Below are 18109 nucleotides of genomic sequence, written 5' to 3'. Positions count from 1 at the left end.
GATTTCAAAATAAAGGAATTGCAATGCAAAACTACGGATTGGCGCACGTCTGGGCGCAAGGGGATTTCGTCACGCGCGGCATCGCGCTCGCGCTGCTGGTGATGTCGGTGATGTCGTGGAGCGTAATCGTCATCAAGGGATGGAACGTGATGCGGCTGAACCGCCTCACGAAGAACGCGGAGCAGGCGTTCTGGCATTCGGACGATCTCGCCGACGGCGTGAAGAAGCTCGGCGCCGGCGCGTCGACGCCGCAAGACAATCCGTTCCTCGCGCTCGCACTGTCGGGCCAGGAAGCCGCCGATCATCACCATCAGACACAGCCGCATCTGCATGACCGGATGGACGTGTCGGACTGGGTCACGCGTTGCCTGAAGGACACCATGGACGAAAGCGTCGCGCGCATGCAAAGCGGTCTCGCGATTCTCGCGTCGATCGGCAGCACCGCGCCGTTCGTCGGCCTGTTCGGCACCGTGTGGGGCATCTATCACGCGCTGCTCGCCATCGGCGCGAGCGGCCAGTCGTCGATTGACCAGGTGGCCGGTCCGGTCGGCGAAGCGCTCATCATGACCGCGTTCGGTCTCTTCGTTGCGATTCCGGCCGTGCTCGGCTATAACGCTCTCACGCGTGCCAACAAGGCGATCGTGGCGAAGCTGAGCCGCTTCGCGCATGGCCTGCACGCATTCTTCGTGACGGGCGCGCGCCTGTCGTCGACCAAGCGCGACGGCCTGCGTCTCGCCGCTCGCGCCAATTAAAGCGCACTGAACGACGAGGCACACGATGGCAATGAGCCCCTTCGCCGGCGACGATGACGACGGCCTGATGAACGAAATCAACATGACGCCGCTCGTCGACGTCATGTTGGTTCTCCTGATCGTTTTCATGGTGACGATTCCCGTGATCCGTCACGCGGTGAAAATCGATCTGCCGCATGCAAGCAGTCAGAAAGAAGACACGAAGCCCGCGCAAGTCACCGTCGCGGTCGACGCGGACGGCAATGTTCTGTGGAACGACAAGAAGGTCGACGAAGCGCAGTTGAGCGCAAAAATTGCAGAGGCCGCGCAGGCAAATCCGCAGCCGGAACTGCATCTCGACGCGGATCGTAAAGTGCCTTACGAAAAGGTCGCGCAGGTGATGTCGGCCGCGCAGGCAGGCGGCCTGACGAAGATCGGTTTCGTTACGCAGCCCAAGGGCAAATGAGCGCTTTGAAACGCTGGCCGAGCATGCCCGGCATCGTCGGGAAATGAAGAAAAGCCCTTGAAACAGGGGCTAAATCGGCATAGGGGACGGCCATGAGGCCGTACCCCTGCCACACCACCCGGCATGCGGGTCCGCACCGGGCGGTTCGGGAAGTTGAGGTTATGAGAGTCGGGGTACGCCCAGTTGGTCGAAGTAGGCGATGGTCAGCACGCGCTTGAGCGCACCGTCGCTATTGCGCCACCAGCAACGACTGTTCGCCGCCACTTGTCGCGCCACAGCGGCCGATGCCCCCAGCGCACGCAGTTCCCGGTAGATGGTGGTGCCACGGCGCCAGTGTTTGAGATGGATCGCGCGCAACCGGTGACGCAGCCACTCATCCAGTGCCAACCACACACCGGGTGTTTGCGCCAACCTGAAGTACGCCTTCCAGCCTTGCACGTAAGGCCGTAACTGTTCCACCACTTTCTTCATGCTGCGCCCGCCAGAGCGATGGGTCAGTTCACGGATGCGGTGTTTGAACGCCAGCAGCGGTTTGGCCGCCACCTTGCGTTTGACCACCCCACCCGCAGCCACCCACAGGCTGTAGCCCAGAAACTTGCGACCAAACACACTGGCCACCGCGCTTTTGGTCTCGTTGACCTTCAGCCGCAGTCGCCCATACAGACGCCGCAGCAGTGCCATCACCCGCTCACCCGCCCGGCGGCTACGAACATAGACATTCGCGTCGTCGGCGTAGCGCGCGAAGCAATGACCCCGCCGCTCCAGTTCCTTATCCACTTCGTCGAGCAGCACGTTGGCCAGCAACGGGGACAGTGGTCCGCCTTGCGGCGTGCCCTGATCCCGTTGCTGGACCACTCCGCCATCCATGATGCCGCTGCTCAGATACGCCCGGATCAGCCGGATTACGCCGGCATCATCGATTCGCTTCTGTAGACGGTCAATCAGGATGTCGTGGTTGACCCGGTCAAAGAATTTCTCCAGATCAACGTCCACCACGATTCGCCGACCCGACTGCACGTACGACTGCGCGGCTAACACCGCGTCGTGCGCACGCCGTCCAGGCCGGAAGCCGTGGCTGTGCTCGCTGAAGGTAGGGTCCAGAACCGGCTGTAGCACCTGTAGCAGCGCCTGCTGGATCAACCGGTCCGTTACCGTCGGGATGCCAAGCTCGCGCTCGCCTCCATCCGGCTTCGGTATCGTCACCCGACGTACCGGGCTGGGCCGGTACGTCCCCTTGAGCAACTGTTCACGGATCGCGGGCCACGCCGTCACCAGATGACGCGACGTCTGGTCAACGTCCAGACCGTCCACGCCAGCGGCTCCCTTGTTGGACCGGACCCGTTTGAACGCCTGCTTCAGGTTCTCTCCTGTCAGCGCCGCTTCCAGCAGCGCCGACCCTGTGTCCCCGGATTCATGTCGCGGGCAGCAGGCTTCATCGCTAGTCGGTGTACGCCGTGCAGCTTCACCGCACGTGACCCCCACCCGCCCCGCTTGCGCGGGCATCTGACGCATTGCCTGTCGCATCGACATGACGCTGGACACTCCTTCCCGTTTAGCCCTTCGTCACCAGCTTCGGCCTCATCAACCTGTCCTGTGACTACTACGGCCTCTGCTGACTTCTCGCTCCGGCTCGACGCCGTTGCCCTTTCAGGCACGAGGCGAGATCTCCCCAGGTAAGAACGCAATCCTTCACCGCACAACCGCCGCATTTACGTTGCCTGATCCTTGACCACGAGAGCTTCGCGCTTCTTTGCACGCTCGCCCTGATCGGCACCGCCTCATATCCGGTTCTTGTTCATCGGCTCGCGGTTTCGCTCCACGCTTCCTCCCCACGCTCGGTCGCCCTCACGCAGTTGCGCTTCACTTCGTTCGCTGTGGTCAACTCACGATGGGACTTGCACCCACAAGATTGCGCCCATGCTGGGCGCACAAAGTAAAAGGCCTTCATCGTCAGATGAAGGCCTTTTTTTGTGCGCGCTCGGCGCCTTCGGGCGGCGGGATCATTTGCCTTCGGTCGAAGACTGCTGGCTCGGATCACCGCATGCGACAGCCGTGCTCGACACGGACAGCGCGGTCAGCCCTATCAGGCTCGCTATGATAGCGGCCATGAGTTTTCGCATAAGAGACTCCTTAGCGAAGGGATTTCAATATAGCGCCGTGGGCTCGCGCATTCAAGCAAACGCTGATTGAAAGTACTCATGACAGGCCACGCTTCAATGCTAAAAACGATGCCGCACCGCGCGCGATCTGCTAGGGCGACACCGCCGCCGCGGTTCGCGAAACGGGCCGCTCGGCCGGCGCCGGGCATTCGGGCAAGATGTGCTTGCCGTCATCGGGATCGAGCATCTCGACCAGATAATCGACGAAAGCGCGCACGGCCGGCACCATCCCCTGCCGCGACACGAATACGGCGTACAACTGCGGCGCCGGAAAGGTCCAGCCCGGCATGACCGGCGACAATTGCCCGGTGCGCAACGGGGCGCCGTACATCATCTCCGGCAACGCGGCGATGCCGACGCCGCACAGCACCGCTTCGCGAATCGTCGACAGATCGGCGGTCACGAGACGCGGCTCGTGTTCGTGCACGTGACGGCTGCCGTCGGGCGCGATCAGGTGGTAGACGTGGCGGCCGTCGGTCGTCGGCACGTCGAGCGTTTCGAAGCGCGCCAGATCGTTCGGCTGCAACGGCGGCGCGTTCTGCTGCAGCAAGCTCGGCGCGCCCACCAGCATCTGCTGCGTGCGCCACAGCGGACGCACGACGATATTGGCGTTTTCCGGCGGATCGGAGCGCACGCGCAACGCGACGTCGATCGAATCCTCGAACAGATCGACGACGCGGTTCGTCACGCGCATGACGACCCGCACTTCGGGATACCGATGCATAAATTCCGGCAGGATCGTCGACAGAATGGTCTGCGAGACCGTGACGGGCACGCTCACGCGCACGGTGCCGCGCGGCGACGAGCGCAATTGCTGCACGACGTTCACGGCCGCCTGCGCCTCGCTCAGCATCGCCTGGCAATGCTGGTAGAAAAGCTGGCCGGCTTCGGTGAGCGCGAGCTTACGTGTCGAGCGCTGCAGAAGCCGCACGCCAAGCGACGCTTCTAGCTCGGTCAGGCGGCGCGACAGACGCGATTTGGAGATGCCCAGCACGCGCTCGGCGGCGGAAAAGCCACCATGTTCGACGACCTGCGAGAAATACATCAGGTCGTTCAGGTTGTGTGAATCGATCTTCATCTATCGTTCCAGTAATAGAACAATCCATTGCGTGGCGGCGGCTGGCGCCCCGAAAAACGGTCCCTATAATAGCCCTATGTTTCAAAAACAACGCTATTCCCGAATTTTCGAGGTGACATTGATGAGCACGACACGCACGATCGAACGCACGTTTCCCGCCGTTCGCACGACTGAAGGTGGCGGCTTCGTCGTTCACCGCCCTTTTCCCACCCGCATGCTGATGGACTTCGATCCGTTCCTGCTGCTCGACGAAATGGGACCGATCGACTACGCGCCCGGCGAAGCCAAGGGCGCGCCGGACCATCCGCACCGCGGCTTCGAAACCGTGACGTATGTGCTCGAAGGCCAGTTCGGCCACAAGGATTCCGCAGGCCACTCGGGCACGCTGCAGGCCGGCGACGTCCAGTGGATGACCGCCGGCGCGGGCGTCGTGCATAGCGAAATGCCCGACCCGTCGTTCGTGCGCACCGGCGGACGCGTGCACGGCCTGCAACTGTGGGTGAACCTGCCGCGACGCGACAAGATGATCGCGCCGCGTTACCAGGACGTGCCGTCGGCGAAGATTCCGGTGGCGACTTCCGCGGACGGCAAGGTGCGCGTGAAGGTGATTGCGGGCGAGGCGCTCGGCGTGAAAGCCGCCGTTGAAACGCGCACGCCGATTCTCTATCAGCACTTTTCGCTGCAGCCGGGCGCGACGATTCGTCAGCCGGTGCCCGCCGACTATCGCGTGTTCGCGTATGGCCTGTCGGGCAAGGGCTTTTACGGCGAGGGCGAAGCGCGCCAGGAAATCGACGCGCGCAAGATGGTGGTGTTCGGCGACGACGGCGACGCGGTCACGCTGACCGCGGGCGCGGAACCGCTCGAGGTATTGCTGCTCGGCGGCGTGCCGTTGAAGGAGCCCGTGGTGCGTTACGGTCCGTTCGTCATGAACACGGAAGATGAAATCCGCCAGGCGGTGGTCGATTATCAGGCCGGCCGGATGGGCGCGATCACGCATTGAACGGGCCGCGCGCGGGCGGCGCCACGCCGCTCGTGTCCGATAACAGCCACTCCTGCCCAGCCTCGCGCCAAAGTACGGTGTGAGGCGGCCTCATGGCGCAAATGCCGCCGACTTCGTTCACAATAGCGATTCCTGCCGCGCGCCCGTCTCTCCGACCTTTCAGGCCATAGAACCGCCGCGCGCGGCGATTTCGGTCCCTGCATAGGAGCGCGCATGGCAGAAGCCACCGTCACCGCCCATATCGGTTCGACGAATTATCAGGTCCATTTCGACGACGGCAAGCACACGTGGCTCGCCGACGAACCCGAATCGCTCGGCGGCGGCGATCGCGGCCCCACGCCGGTCTCGCTGCTGCTGTCGAGCCTCGGCGCGTGCACGTCGGTCACGCTGAAAATGTACGCGCAACGCAAAGAGTGGCCGCTCGACGAAGTGCACGTCACGCTGAACATCGAAACCGGCGACGAAGGCTCGACCATCGACCGCAAAATCACGCTGCACGGCGAACTGTCCGACGAACAGCGGGAACGGCTCTTGCAAATTGCCAATGCGTGTCCGGTTCACAAGATCCTCACGCGCTCGATCACGATCCGTTCCGGTCTGACCGTCGCGTGACTTGCGAACGGCCCGGCAAGCGCGTAGCCGGCCGTGTTGAGTTAACGCTTGCAGCGCTTGCAACGCTTTCATAGGATGCTGTCGTCTTGAATTTCGAACACCTTATCCAGATCAACGATCCGTTGAATCCGTTTGTCGACTCGATGACCCGCGAGCAGTTGTGGGAAGGGCTCGTGCTGCGCGCCGAACAGCCGCAACTGTTCGTGATCGGACTCGACAGTTGCACGATTCTTTCGCGCGAAGGCAATACCCTCGAGCGGGAACTGCACTACGGCCAGGCGACGGTCCGCGACCGCGTCACGCTGCACGAAAGCCAAAGCGTGCGCTACGACATCCTGCCGACGGCGGATTACGTCGGCGGCTCGCTGACCATGACCATCGAACAGCCGGACGAGCTGCAGCTTTTCCTGCGCTTCGAATATGCGACCACGCTGCCCGTATCCAACGATCAGGACGCCGTGCAGACGCAGGAGATCGTGAAGTCCGCGTATCGCGAGAACGACATCGATACCGTGCGCCTGATCCGTCAGTTCGTGCAGGCGAAGCAGGAGCCGGGTTCGCTGCACTGACTCGCTGTAGCGAACGTTAGTCAACGGCTGGGGCCGCGCTGGCGAGTTGCAGCGGCGGCTGCGGCGCCTCGCACCGCCGCGACCGGGTCCAGCCCGCAACGCGCGCTGTACCACCCACCTCGCCCGACTATCGAAACTCTGATCCGATGAATTTCTGCCCCTTGTAAATAGGAATGGTTATCATTTAGAATTCATCCATCGAATCAAGCAACGGCAAAGACGAATGACCGATACCACTCGCCCTACCACGCTCAGCCTGCGCCGTTCGGCTGCCGCGCTGACCAGCCGTCCGAAATCGGCGGCGGTCACATCGACGGCTGCGGTCAGGCCCGCTGCCAGCCGGGCGAACGAATCGGCGCAAACGGGCGAGCGCGTGTTGCGCAGCGACGCTTTGCTGCAAGGACACAGTCACATCAGCATCGTGCACAACGGCGAGACGTACCAGTTGCGCGCCACGCGTCTCGGCAAGCTGATTCTGACGAAGTAACGACCAACCGGATTTCAGTACCAGGTATTGTGGGGACCACCTCCTAGAGAGGTGTTGGGCATTAGCCAGCCACGACGGCTTGCACGTGAGAACTAGACCCCTTCGTGCAGACACCAAGCCAGCCGTCGCAGCCAGCCAGGCCGCTTTTTTCGGTTCCCGCCGACGCGCGCACGAAACGCCGTGCACGGTCATGCCAATGAAAAAGCCGTGGAGATGAGGTCATCTCCACGGCTTTTGTTTTTGCGGCCTACGATTCGAGATCGAGGCGAACGGGACGGATTGCGCGAAAGACTCGTCTACTTCGACGCCCAGCCCCAAAACATCAACCACCACGCGCTATCCACCACGGCCAGTGCCGCGATGAACCACAGCATCGCGAGACCGCGCCGCACGAAGTGCTCGCTGTAACGCCGCGTGACGAGCCATGCGAGCCACGCGCTCCACACGTTCGCGATGGCCAGAATCGCGATGCGCACGTCCGATGCCCACCACAACGGCACATGCTCGGCGCGCAGCAGCGACAGCGTGGTCGCGGACAAACCCAGAAACACGCCGGCCCCGGCAAGCGGAATCAGCCCTTGCGTCAGATGATGCAGACGCACGCTGCTGAAACGCCCGAGCGTGCGCGTCGCGCCCACCATCAGGACGAGCAGCGCGGTGCCGTAGACAAGCGCCGTCGCGAGGATATAGCCGATCACCATCGTGCCGTCGAGCCACGAGAACACGTCGTTCTGTTCCGGGTAATGCGTGAACAGGAACCACGGCGCATTGGTCTGCAGCGGCCAGGTGATGTCGCGATCCACGAGCCAGGTCGCGAAGAACATCTTCAGGTCGATGAACCAGCGCGAAGCTGTCCAGTGAAATGCGCCGATCGCGATGCCGAGCAGGCCGTACAGAATCAGCGCGGTGTCCCACACGTTCGCCTGCTTGTCGCCGAGTTGCACGACTTCCGACGACGGCGCGCGCCACGTCAGCGCAATCGCGTCGCGGTGGCCACTGCAACGGCCGCACATGTGGCAGTCGGACGCGCCCTTCATGTTGCGCAACGGCACGAGCGGCGCGCAATTAATCGGAATCACGCGATGCCCGTGCTCGCCGTTCTTATACGAACGGCGCCACGCGTCTTCATCGACCTTGTAGTGGAACGGCGCGAGGCGCGCCAGAAGCGAGAAAACCCCGTTCACGGGGCAGAGGTATTTGCACCAGACGCGCTTCTCGCGCCCGTAAAGCAGGCCGATGACGATAGCCGCGAGCGTCGAGCCGCCGAGCACCAGCAGCACCGCTTTCGGATACTGGTACACGCTCACCATCTGACCATAAATGGTCGTGATGCCGAACGCGACGAACGGCCAGCCGCCCCAGCGCATCCAGTGCGGAATCGCCCTGCCGCGGCCGTGCTTGCTGGCGAACTCCGCGAGCGCGCCTTCCGGACACAGCACGCCGCACCAGACGCGTCCGAGCATCACCATCGACAGCAGCACGAACGGCCACCAGATGCCCCAGAACACGAACTGCGCGGCAAGCGTCAGGTTGTTCCACAAATGCGCGCTGTCGTCGGGCAGCGGCATCACCGCCGGCACGATGATCAGCAGCGCATACACCGCGACCACGACCCACTGGATGCCGCGGATCACGGAACCGTGCCGCTGCATCCACTGCCCCGCCGCGGCGAGCCGCCCCGGACGGGTCATCAACGTACTCATGCTGCGCGCCCTGCGGCCTGCTGCGCCGGCTTGCGGTTCGCGCGCCGCAGCAGCAGATAGACGACCGCCCAGTACACCGCATACGCGATCAGGTTCATCAGCGCCGGATGCGCGCGATAGCCGGTGAGCGTGGCGACCAGCGAGCCGAAGGTGCTCGAATCGTCGAGAATGCCCGACGTGTTCCACAACTGGTCGACGATGGTCGGCAGGACTTCCTTGTCGATCAGCTTGTCGACGCCCGTCTGAAACAGACCCGCGCCCAGGAACAGCAGCATGATTTCCGTGACGCGGAAAAAGAGCCGCCACGAGAAGACCTTGCCGCCCAACTGCAGCACGTAGAACGTGAGCAGCGCGAGCGCGAGGCCGATCAGCACCGCGAGCATCTGCGCGCCGTCCACATGACCCGACTGGCCGAAGCCGAGGCCGTACAGGAAAATCACCGTCTCGCTGCCTTCACGCGCGATGGCGAGTGCGACGAGCAGCGCCACGCCCCACCAGTTCGAGTCGCGCTGGCTTTGTTGCAGCGAGCGTTCCATGTCGCGCTTGAGCGAGCGGCCGTGCTGCTTCATCCACAGCACCATTTGCACGATCAGCACGCAGGCGACCAGCACCATCGCGGTCTGGAAGTAGTCCTGCGCGTCGCCGGACAGCACTTCGGTGAAACCGACGAGCGCCGCGCCGAGCGCCACCGCCGCGATCAGGCCGGCCACGACGCCGCCCCACAGGTACGGCAAACCGCGGCGCGCGTCGTCGTCGCCATTTTTCAGCCACGCGTACAGAATGCCGACGACCAGCAACGCCTCGACACTTTCCCGCCACACAATGAATAGAATCTGACCCATCAAGCACTCCCTTCTGCACTGCCACTGCTGTCGCTGGCGACGGCGGGCCGGGTGCCCCGCGTCCGCCTCGCCAGCACCGCTACTTCGCGACGATCACGCCCTGCGCCTGCTGGTGAAAATCGTCGAAAAACTTGTACTCGCCCGGCGAGAGCGGAGCGATCACCACGAACGAATCGGCGCCCGGCGCGAGGACTTTTTCCTTGCGCAACTGGACGCTTTCGAATTCGGCCGCACCCTTGCCCGTATTGCGCACTTCGATCTTGATGCGCTGCCCTGCCGGCACTTCGATGCGCGCCGGCGTCAGCTTGCCGTCGTTCATTTCGAGCTTGAAGGTGAGCAGATCGGCTGCCTGAGCCGCGCCCGCCAGCAGAATCGACGATGCCAGGACTGCGATCTTTCGGTTGATTCTCATTGGTGTTTCCAGAAAACGCGGCGCGAGGCATGACTCCACGCGCCGCCTGCTGCATTCACTCGCATTCACTCATTTGCCACGGATGGCTCGCATACTGCGATGCGACCCGCTGCGGCAAAGCGTGGAGATCAGTACCCGCCCTTCTTGCCGATGCCGGCGAACGTGAAGTCGTATTCAAGCGTGAACGGTTTGAACCACGGACCCACGCCGGTTTCCTTGTCGACGTGACGGCCGAACGCCATGTGGCCGGTTTGCATCGGCGCTTCGACGGTCAGCTTCAGGTGATATTTGCCCGGGCCTTGCAGCTTGACGTTGTCGCCGTAGTGCGGGCCGTCGTTGGCGACCATCGCCATCAGATCGCCCTTTTGCGTGTCCTTCGAACCGGCCTTCGTCAGTTCGTAACGCACTTGCAGATACGGCATCCAGTCGCCTTCCGCGAAACCGGTCGGATTGTTCTTGACCGCGTGGATGTCGGCTTCCAGGTGGATGTCCGAGTCCGACGCCTTGCGCATCATGCCTTCGGGCTCCATCGTGATCGGCTGCAGATACACCGCGCCGATTTCCATGCCGCCCTGAATCTGCTGCTTGCCGATCGGATACTCTGCCGCCGTTGCCGACAGCGCCGCGACGGCCGCCGCCGCTGCAACCCCAGCGCGCACAAATGAAGAAATCCGCATTGAAACTCCTTGTTTTTATCTGACTCGATTCGATCCCATTGGAACAGTGCGTCGGACAACCAACCGAAGCAGATCGCATATTTGAACGTTAATGCGAACCATTCTCAATATTGGGCGAGTTTATCATTGTTCGCTTGCCGGAACAAATACGAACGCACGCGAAGCCTTATGGCAGCAGGGTCTTAAGGGTGTCTTAAGAAACGACGTGTGGGAGATGGCAGGCGGGCCAACCCCTCTTTTCGGATGCAAAGAACAGGACGCGGCGGATTGCCGCGCCTTGTCCTTGTCCTTGCTTTGGGCCGCCGCGTGATTTATTCGACGCCCGATACGTGATCGCCGACATTCGCCCCGAACACGCGCTGCCGCAGCAACGCGAGCTGGTCGCGCGTCTGGGCCGCTTTCTCGAACTCGAGGTTCTTCGCGTGCTCCATCATCTGCTTTTCGAGGCGCTTCAGTTCCTTGGCAAGCTGCTTCTCGGACATGTCCTCGAACTTGGCGCGCGTTTGCTGCTCTTTCAGCTCGGCGCGCGCGTCGTCGACGTTGTATACGCCGTCGATAATGTCGCGAATCCGCTTCACCACGCCGCGCGGCGTGATGCCGCGCTCGAGGTTGAAGGCGATCTGTTTCGCACGCCGCCGCTCGGTTTCGTCGATCGCGCGGCGCATTGAGTCCGTCACCTTGTCCGCGTACAGGATCGCCTTGCCGTTCACGTTACGCGCCGCCCGGCCGATCGTCTGGATCAGCGAGCGTTCGGCGCGCAGGAAACCTTCCTTGTCGGCGTCGAGAATCGCAACGAGCGACACTTCCGGAATGTCCAGACCTTCGCGCAGCAGGTTGATACCGACGAGCACGTCGAACGTGCCGAGCCGCAAGTCGCGGATGATTTCGACCCGCTCGACCGTGTCGATGTCGCTGTGCAGATAGCGCACCTTGACGCCGTGGTCGGCGAGAAACTCCGTCAATTGCTCGGCCATGCGCTTGGTCAGCACGGTGACGAGCACGCGGTCGCCCGCCTTCACGCGCTCGTTGATTTCGGCGAGCACGTCGTCCACCTGGCTGCGCGCCGGGCGCACCTCGATTTCCGGGTCAACGAGTCCGGTGGGGCGCACGAGCTGCTCGGCCACTTGCCCCGCGGTCTTCTTTTCATAGTCCGCGGGCGTGGCCGACACGAACACGACCTGACGCATCTTGCGCTCGAACTCGTTGAACTTCAGCGGCCGGTTGTCGAGCGCCGACGGCAGACGGAAACCGTAGTCGACCAGATTTTCCTTGCGCGCGCGGTCGCCGTTGTACATGCCGTTCAACTGGCCGATCAGCACATGCGACTCGTCGAGCAGCATGATCGCGTCTGGCGGCAGGTAATCGACCAGCGTGGGCGGCGGCTCGCCGGGCGCCGCGCCGGAAAAGTGCCGCGAGTAATTCTCAATGCCTTTGCAGAAACCAAGCTCCTGCAACATTTCCAGATCGAAGCGCGTGCGCTGTTCGAGCCGCTGCGCTTCAACGAGCTTGCCCTGGCTATAGAAGAACTCCAGCCGCTCGCGCAACTCCGCCTTGATGGTTTCGACTGCACGCACGACGGTATCGCGCGGCGTCACATAGTGCGACGAGGGATACACCGTGAAGCGCGGAATTTTCTGACGCACACGGCCGGTAAGCGGATCGAACAGTTGCAGCGTTTCCACTTCGTCGTCGAACAATTCCACGCGCACCGCCATTTCCGCATGCTCGGCCGGGAAAATGTCGATCGTGTCGCCGCGCACGCGGAACGAGCCGCGCTGGAAGTCGGCTTCGTTGCGGTTGTACTGCATCGCAATCAGCCGCGCGATGATGTCGCGCTGGCCGAGCTTGTCGCCGGTGCGCAGCGTGAGAATCATCTGGTGGTATTCGGACGGATTACCGATACCGTAAATGGCCGACACGGTCGCGACGATCACCACGTCGCGCCGCTCCATCAGGCTCTTGGTGGCCGACAGCCGCATCTGCTCGATATGCTCGTTGATCGACGAATCTTTCTCGATGAACAGGTCGCGCTGCGGCACGTACGCTTCCGGCTGATAGTAGTCGTAGTACGAGACGAAGTACTCGACCGCGTTGCGCGGAAAGAACTCGCGGAACTCCGAGTAAAGCTGCGCGGCGAGCGTCTTGTTCGGCGCGAACACGATAGCCGGACGGCCGAGCCGCGCGATGGTATTGGCCATCGTGAAGGTCTTGCCCGAGCCGGTCACGCCGAGCAGCGTCTGGAACGAGAGACCGTCCTCGATGCCTTCGACGAGCGTCTCGATCGCCGTCGGCTGGTCGCCGGCGGGCGGATATGGCTGGTAGAGCTGAAACGGCGAGCCTTCGAAGCGGACGAATTTGGATTCGTCGAGCGTATCTTCGGCTTCGGTCAGATGTTGTTCGGACATGGGGACGGCAGCGCCTTGGGCAAAAAACTATTCTAACGGGTTGCGGAAAGTCGGATCGGGCACGGACTGCACGGATCCGCGTAGGACGGCAGCGGCGCGAGAACAGTCCGTCTTGCATTTAGCGGCGCCCTGCCTGTTTTTCAAGCAAATGAGCCCGCCAACGGGCGCTATCGTCCGAAAAACGTTCGCAGATTCGTTACAATGCGAAGTTGCGCTCGCTTGCCTCTGTCCGCGTTTTGCGTCATCCGGCGTTTGCGTTTTGCATCAGACGCAGCCGGCACGGTCGCGCATGCTCGTAGCCGCCCTCTTTTCACTACTGCTGGCCACCCACCATGTCTCTGTTCTCCGCCGTCGAACTTGCTCCCCGCGACCCGATTCTGGGCCTGAACGAAGCCTTTAACGCCGACCCGCGCCCGACCAAGGTCAACCTCGGCGTTGGCGTGTATTTCAACGAAGAAGGCAAGATTCCGCTGCTGCGCGCCGTGCGCGACGCGGAAAAGGCGCGTGTCGAAGCGGCGCTGCCGCGCGGCTATCTGCCGATCGAAGGTATCGCCGCCTACGACGCAGCCGTGCAAAAGCTGCTGCTCGGCAACGATTCGCCGCTGATCGCCGCGGGCCGCGTCGTGACGGCGCAAGCGCTGGGCGGCACGGGCGCGCTGAAGATCGGCGCGGACTTCCTGAAGCGGCTGAATCCGAACGGCAAGGTCGCGATCAGCGATCCGAGCTGGGAAAACCACCGCGCGCTCTTCGAAGCCGCGGGCTTCGAGGTGGTCTCGTATCCGTACTACGACGCGCATACGCACGGCGTGAATTTCGACGGCATGCTGAGCGCGCTCAACAGCTATGCCGCGGGCACGGTCGTCGTGCTGCATGCGTGCTGCCACAACCCGACGGGCGTCGACCTGAGCGTCGACCAGTGGAAGCAGATCGTCGAAGTCGTCAAGGCGCGCAACCTGGTGCCGTTCCTCGACATCGCCTATCAGGGTTTCGGCGACAACATCGAAGCTGACGCTGCGGCCGTGCGCCTCTTCGCCGCGTCGGAATTGAACGTGTTCGTGTCGTCGTCGTTCTCGAAGTCGTTCTCGTTGTACGGCGAGCGTATCGGCGCACTGTCCATCATCACGGGCAGCAAGGAAGAAGCCACGCGCGTGCTGTCGCAACTCAAGCGCGTGATCCGCACGAACTACTCGAACCCGCCGACGCATGGCGGCTCCGTGGTCGCGGCGGTGCTTGCGTCGCCGGAATTGCGCGCCACGTGGGAAACGGAACTCGCTGAAATGCGCGACCGCATCCGCGCGATGCGCAACGGTCTGGTCGAGCGCCTGAAAGCGAGCGGCGTGGATCGCGACTTCAGCTTCGTCAATGCGCAGCGCGGTATGTTCTCGTACTCGGGTCTGACGGCGCCGCAAGTCGACCGTCTGCGCGAAGAGTTCGGCATTTATGCGGTGGGCACGGGCCGCATCTGCGTGGCCGCGTTGAACACGCGCAACCTCGACGTGGTGGCCAACGCCGTTGCGCATGTGTTGAAGTAAAGCTTTTTGCAAAGCGCGCTTAGGTGCGCTTCTATTGAAGCTGAATATGAAACGGCGCCCCATGAAGGGCGCCGTTTCTGTTTGCGGCTCAGAACTTGCCGACTCGCCTGTCAGCGCCCGTCGCGATGAATGTCGTGCGTGACGAAACCCGCGTCGTTATCCGGCATGGCAAGCCAGTCCGGTTGCGAAAGCGAATGACGGATGTCGTCCAGCCCGCTTTGCCAATGCTCGCGCATGGTCGACAAGCCGAACTGGAAGTCCTTGTAGTGCCCTTCGTATTCCTTCTGCCGGTAGATGAGATGGATCACGTTGTAGCGCTTCGAGCACGATAGATCTTCGGCGAGTTTGCACCAGGGGTCGTCGCGCTGGTCCGGCGACACACGGTCCAGCACCTCGCGCAGCACGTGCCGGAAACGTTGCGAGCGTTGCAGCATGTCGGTCACGAGACGGGTGCGGCTCGAATACTGGATGTCTTTCATGCGCCCCTGCACGTCGGTGATGCTGTCCGGCACCGGCCCGATTGCGCTCCACAGATCGACCTGAAACGCGAGCGTGTCGCGCCGCGGCGTGGTCTGCATCACCTCGTAGAGCGGCGTGTTCGACATCAAACCGCCGTCCCAGTAATACTGGCCGTCGATTTCAACCGCCGCGAAGCCAGGCGGCAACGCACCGGACGCCATGAAGTGCTCGGCCCTCAGCGTGGTGTGCGTATTGTCGAAATACGCGAAATTGCCCGTGCCGCAATTGACCGCGCCCACGGACACACGCATTTCCCGCGAGTTGATGCGGTCGAAATCGCACAGGCTTTCCAACGTGGCTTTCAGCGGCGCCGTGTCGTAATAGCTCGCCGCCTGAGGCGGTCCCGACACCGTTGGCAAGGGCGGCGGAAAGCGCGGCACAAAGAAGCCCTTTTGCCCCTCGACGAGTGCGCCGAGCGCCTGCGTCGCTGTGAACGCTTTGCGCACGGCGTCGCTCGAGTTGAAGAACGCGTGCTCGATAAAGGCCGGCAGCGGCAAACCGAACGCCGGTTGACAGATGGTCTCCCAGAATTGCAGCAGCCGTTCCACCCGCTTTTCCGGCGGATTGCCCGCGATGATCGCAGTATTCAACGCGCCGATGGAAATGCCCGCCAGCCAGTTCGGCTCAATGCCGGCTTCGTGAAGCCCCTGAAAAACGCCGGCCTGATACGCGCCCAATGCACCGCCGCCCTGCAGCGTGAGCGCGATGGTTTCGTAGTCCGGCACTTGAATGCGCGAGCCCGGAGCCGTGGCGGACGCCGCGCCGGCGCCCGCACCTCCCTCATTGCCCGGCACGCCCAGGCGCGCCTGCTTGAGATTGCGTTGCGCCATCACGCCTCCTTATTGCATGTACCAGCCGTGGCTCACAATGAAGGACTGACCCGTCAGTGCCGCCGTGGGGAAAGTCGAGAGGAACAGCACGGTTTGCGCGACGTCTTCGACGGTGGTGAAAATACCATCGACGGTGCCGCCGAGCATCACGCGCTTGACGACTTCTTCTTCACTGATGTTCAGTTCCTTCGCCTGCTCGGGAATCTGCTTGTCGACAAGCGGCGTGCGCACGAAGCCGGGACACACGACATGCGAACGCACGTTGTGTTTCGCGCCTTCCTTGGCGAGCACGCGCGCGAGCCCGAGCAGCGCATGCTTGGCCGTCACGTAAGCGGACTTGAGCGGCGACGCCTCGTGCGAGTGCACCGAGCCCATGTAGATCACGATGCCGCCGCGATCGTCCTTGTACATGTGCTTGAGCGCTGCCTTCGTGGTCAGGAAGGCGCCGTCCACGTGAATCGCCTGCATCTTTTTCCAGTCGGAGAACGAGTAGTTCTCGATCGGATTGACGATCTGAATGCCGGCATTGGAAATAAGAATGTCGACGGAGCCCAGCTCGGCCGCCACTTTGTCGATGCCCTGGTTGACGGCGTCTTCGTTGGTGACGTCCATGGCGATGCCGATCGCCTTGCCGCCGCCCTTCCTGATTTCTTCAGCGACGGCGTTCGCGCCGTCCTGATTCAGATCGGCGATCGCGACAGCCGCGCCCGCTGCCGAAAGGGTCAACGCAATCTGCTTGCCGATGCCGCTCGCGGCGCCGGTAACCACCGCGACCTTGCCATTCAGATTTGTGTTCAGTGACGACATCCAGAACCTCCATGCAGTTGATGAGCAATGAGACCACGAGCCGCGCGCAGCGTGAAGTCAGCCGAACGGCATAGGCGCCGATTACGCGCGCATAGGCGCGCATAGGCCTTCTCCTATACCGTTCGGCCGAATGTTGCACTGCGGCCAATCCTGCTATTGTGCATGAACCGTATGGAATCGATCGGTAAAAAGCACGCCCAGGCTTATGTATTTAAACTAGGCGTTCCGCCAGGATTCCGGTCGCTTCACTATCGAGGAGAATTGCATGAATTATCGGCGTTTAGGTCGCTCGGGCCTGCAGGTCAGCGAACTGTCCATCGGCTCGTGGGTCACGTACGGCAATCAGGTCGATCATCGCGTGGCGCGCGAATCGCTCGCGGCCGCGCGCGACGCGGGCGTCAACTTCTTCGACAACGCCGAGGTCTATGCCGGCGGCAAATCCGAAGAGATCATGGGTCAGGCGCTCAAGGAACTGGCATGGCCGCGCGTGAGCTACGTGGTGTCAACCAAGTTCTTCTGGGGACTGCAGGAAGCGCCCAATCAGTACCACACGCTGAACCGCAAGTATCTGCTCAACGCAATCGATTCATCACTCGCGCGTTTGCAGCTCGACTATGTCGATCTGGTGTTCTGCCATCGCCCGGACCCAAACACGCCGGTCGAAGAAACGGTATGGGCAATGAGCGACATGATCACGCGCGGCAAGGCGTTGTACTGGGGCACGTCCGAGTGGAGCGCGGACGAAATCCGCGCTGCTTACGAGATTGCGGAGCGGCATCATCTGCATAAGCCGGTCATGGAGCAGCCGCAATACAACCTGTTTCATCGCAAGCGCGTGGAGCAGGAATACAAGCGTCTTTACGAAGATATCGGCCTTGGGCTGACCACGTGGAGTCCGCTCGCGTCCGGCCTTCTGACCGGCAAGTATCGCAACGGCGTGCCCGCGGAAAGCCGCGCGCAATTGCAAGGTTACGACTGGCTGCGCAAACAGGTCACCGATGAAGGCAAGAACAATGTGGTCGGCAAGCTCGGCGAAGTGGCCGACGAACTCGGCTGCACGGTCGGCCAGCTTGCAATTGCGTGGGTTCTGAAGAATCCGCATGTCAGCACTGTGATTACCGGCGCATCGCGCGTCGAGCAGATCGGCGAGAACATGAAGTCCGCCGAGGTCGCCGAGCGGATCACGCCGGAGATCAAGGAGCGGATCGAAGGCATTATCGGCGACGCGTACGACTGACAGCGCTGCGGGAACCGCGCCGGTTGCGCGGCCACGGCAAAAG

17 protein-coding genes are annotated in these 18109 nt (G+C 62.4%); 8 read left to right on the top strand and 9 right to left on the bottom strand.

Annotated features, from left to right (window positions below; genetic code table 11):
- Positions 1 to 23: 23 nt before the first annotated feature.
- Both CUJ91_RS06250 and CUJ91_RS06245 read left to right on the top strand, forming a co-directional pair.
- A complete protein-coding gene (locus CUJ91_RS06250) occupies positions 24 to 752 on the top strand; it encodes a MotA/TolQ/ExbB proton channel family protein (protein WP_006051190.1) in 729 nt (242 codons plus the stop codon).
- A gap of 25 nt (positions 753 to 777) precedes the next feature.
- On the top strand, positions 778 to 1197 hold the full coding sequence (locus CUJ91_RS06245; protein WP_006051191.1) for an ExbD/TolR family protein: 420 nt from the start codon (positions 778 to 780) through the stop codon (positions 1195 to 1197).
- Positions 1198 to 1356: 159 nt separating this feature from the next.
- On the opposite strand, the gene ltrA is transcribed toward CUJ91_RS06245, so the two are convergent.
- On the bottom strand, positions 1357 to 2727 hold the full coding sequence (gene ltrA, locus CUJ91_RS06240) for a group II intron reverse transcriptase/maturase (RefSeq protein WP_006046962.1): 1371 nt from the start codon (positions 2725 to 2727) through the stop codon (positions 1357 to 1359).
- 720 nt (positions 2728 to 3447) lie between these two features.
- Positions 3448 to 4434, bottom strand: coding sequence for a LysR family transcriptional regulator (locus CUJ91_RS06230; RefSeq protein ID WP_053857838.1), 987 nt, complete (start codon positions 4432 to 4434; stop codon positions 3448 to 3450).
- 121 nt (positions 4435 to 4555) lie between these two features.
- On the opposite strand from CUJ91_RS06230, the gene CUJ91_RS06225 reads away from it, so the two are divergent.
- The 4 genes from CUJ91_RS06225 (at position 4556) to hemP (ending at position 7102) form a co-directional block, all read left to right on the top strand.
- The gene (locus tag CUJ91_RS06225; RefSeq protein WP_006053294.1) at positions 4556 to 5434 is read left to right on the top strand and encodes a pirin family protein; all 879 of its coding nucleotides are present in this window, start codon (positions 4556 to 4558) and stop codon (positions 5432 to 5434) included.
- Between the two features lie 213 nt (positions 5435 to 5647).
- Entirely contained in the window at positions 5648 to 6046 is a 399-nt protein-coding gene (locus CUJ91_RS06220; RefSeq protein ID WP_029972119.1) for an OsmC family protein, read from the top strand.
- A gap of 86 nt (positions 6047 to 6132) precedes the next feature.
- Positions 6133 to 6615: an SRPBCC family protein gene (locus CUJ91_RS06215; RefSeq protein WP_006053096.1), complete on the top strand. Its 483-nt coding sequence runs from the start codon at positions 6133 to 6135 to the stop codon at positions 6613 to 6615.
- Between the two features lie 223 nt (positions 6616 to 6838).
- Entirely contained in the window at positions 6839 to 7102 is a 264-nt protein-coding gene (gene hemP, locus CUJ91_RS06210) for a hemin uptake protein HemP (protein ID WP_114156041.1), read from the top strand.
- A 296-nt stretch (positions 7103 to 7398) separates the two neighbouring features.
- On the opposite strand, the gene CUJ91_RS06205 is transcribed toward hemP, so the two are convergent.
- From CUJ91_RS06205 to uvrB, 5 genes are all read right to left on the bottom strand, one after another.
- On the bottom strand, positions 7399 to 8805 hold the full coding sequence (locus CUJ91_RS06205; RefSeq protein ID WP_114156040.1) for a 4Fe-4S binding protein: 1407 nt from the start codon (positions 8803 to 8805) through the stop codon (positions 7399 to 7401).
- The gene (locus CUJ91_RS06200) at positions 8802 to 9647 is read right to left on the bottom strand and encodes an FTR1 family iron permease (RefSeq protein ID WP_029972116.1); all 846 of its coding nucleotides are present in this window, start codon (positions 9645 to 9647) and stop codon (positions 8802 to 8804) included. Before CUJ91_RS06200 ends, CUJ91_RS06205 begins: the two co-directional genes overlap by 4 nt.
- Positions 9648 to 9726: 79 nt before the next feature.
- Complete coding sequence (locus tag CUJ91_RS06195; protein ID WP_006053100.1) at positions 9727 to 10059, bottom strand: cupredoxin domain-containing protein; 333 nt, start codon at positions 10057 to 10059, stop codon at positions 9727 to 9729.
- A 128-nt stretch (positions 10060 to 10187) separates the two neighbouring features.
- The gene (locus CUJ91_RS06190; protein ID WP_006053101.1) at positions 10188 to 10736 is read right to left on the bottom strand and encodes an iron transporter; all 549 of its coding nucleotides are present in this window, start codon (positions 10734 to 10736) and stop codon (positions 10188 to 10190) included.
- Between the two features lie 311 nt (positions 10737 to 11047).
- Entirely contained in the window at positions 11048 to 13141 is a 2094-nt protein-coding gene (uvrB, locus tag CUJ91_RS06185; protein WP_029972115.1) for an excinuclease ABC subunit UvrB, read from the bottom strand.
- A gap of 332 nt (positions 13142 to 13473) precedes the next feature.
- Between uvrB and CUJ91_RS06180 the strand changes: the two genes are divergently transcribed.
- Positions 13474 to 14673: an amino acid aminotransferase gene (locus CUJ91_RS06180; protein ID WP_053857837.1), complete on the top strand. Its 1200-nt coding sequence runs from the start codon at positions 13474 to 13476 to the stop codon at positions 14671 to 14673.
- A 110-nt stretch (positions 14674 to 14783) separates the two neighbouring features.
- Here CUJ91_RS06180 and CUJ91_RS06175 read toward each other — a convergent pair whose 3' ends face one another.
- Complete coding sequence (locus tag CUJ91_RS06175) at positions 14784 to 16022, bottom strand: DUF3734 domain-containing protein (protein ID WP_029972113.1); 1239 nt, start codon at positions 16020 to 16022, stop codon at positions 14784 to 14786.
- A gap of 9 nt (positions 16023 to 16031) precedes the next feature.
- Positions 16032 to 16829 carry a 3-hydroxybutyrate dehydrogenase gene (locus tag CUJ91_RS06170; RefSeq protein WP_006053105.1) on the bottom strand — a complete coding sequence of 266 codons (798 nt, stop codon included), beginning with the start codon at positions 16827 to 16829 and terminating at the stop codon, positions 16032 to 16034.
- A 265-nt stretch (positions 16830 to 17094) separates the two neighbouring features.
- Here CUJ91_RS06170 and CUJ91_RS06165 point away from each other — a divergent pair, with 265 nt between their 5' ends.
- Entirely contained in the window at positions 17095 to 18066 is a 972-nt protein-coding gene (locus CUJ91_RS06165) for a potassium channel beta subunit family protein (protein ID WP_114156039.1), read from the top strand.
- Positions 18067 to 18109 lie beyond the last annotated feature (43 nt).

Origin of the sequence: Paraburkholderia graminis (assembly GCF_003330785.1) — a bacterium.
In the GTDB taxonomy this organism is placed as follows: Bacteria; Pseudomonadota; Gammaproteobacteria; order Burkholderiales; family Burkholderiaceae; genus Paraburkholderia; species Paraburkholderia graminis.
This window is presented reverse-complemented; position numbering and strand designations above follow the sequence as displayed.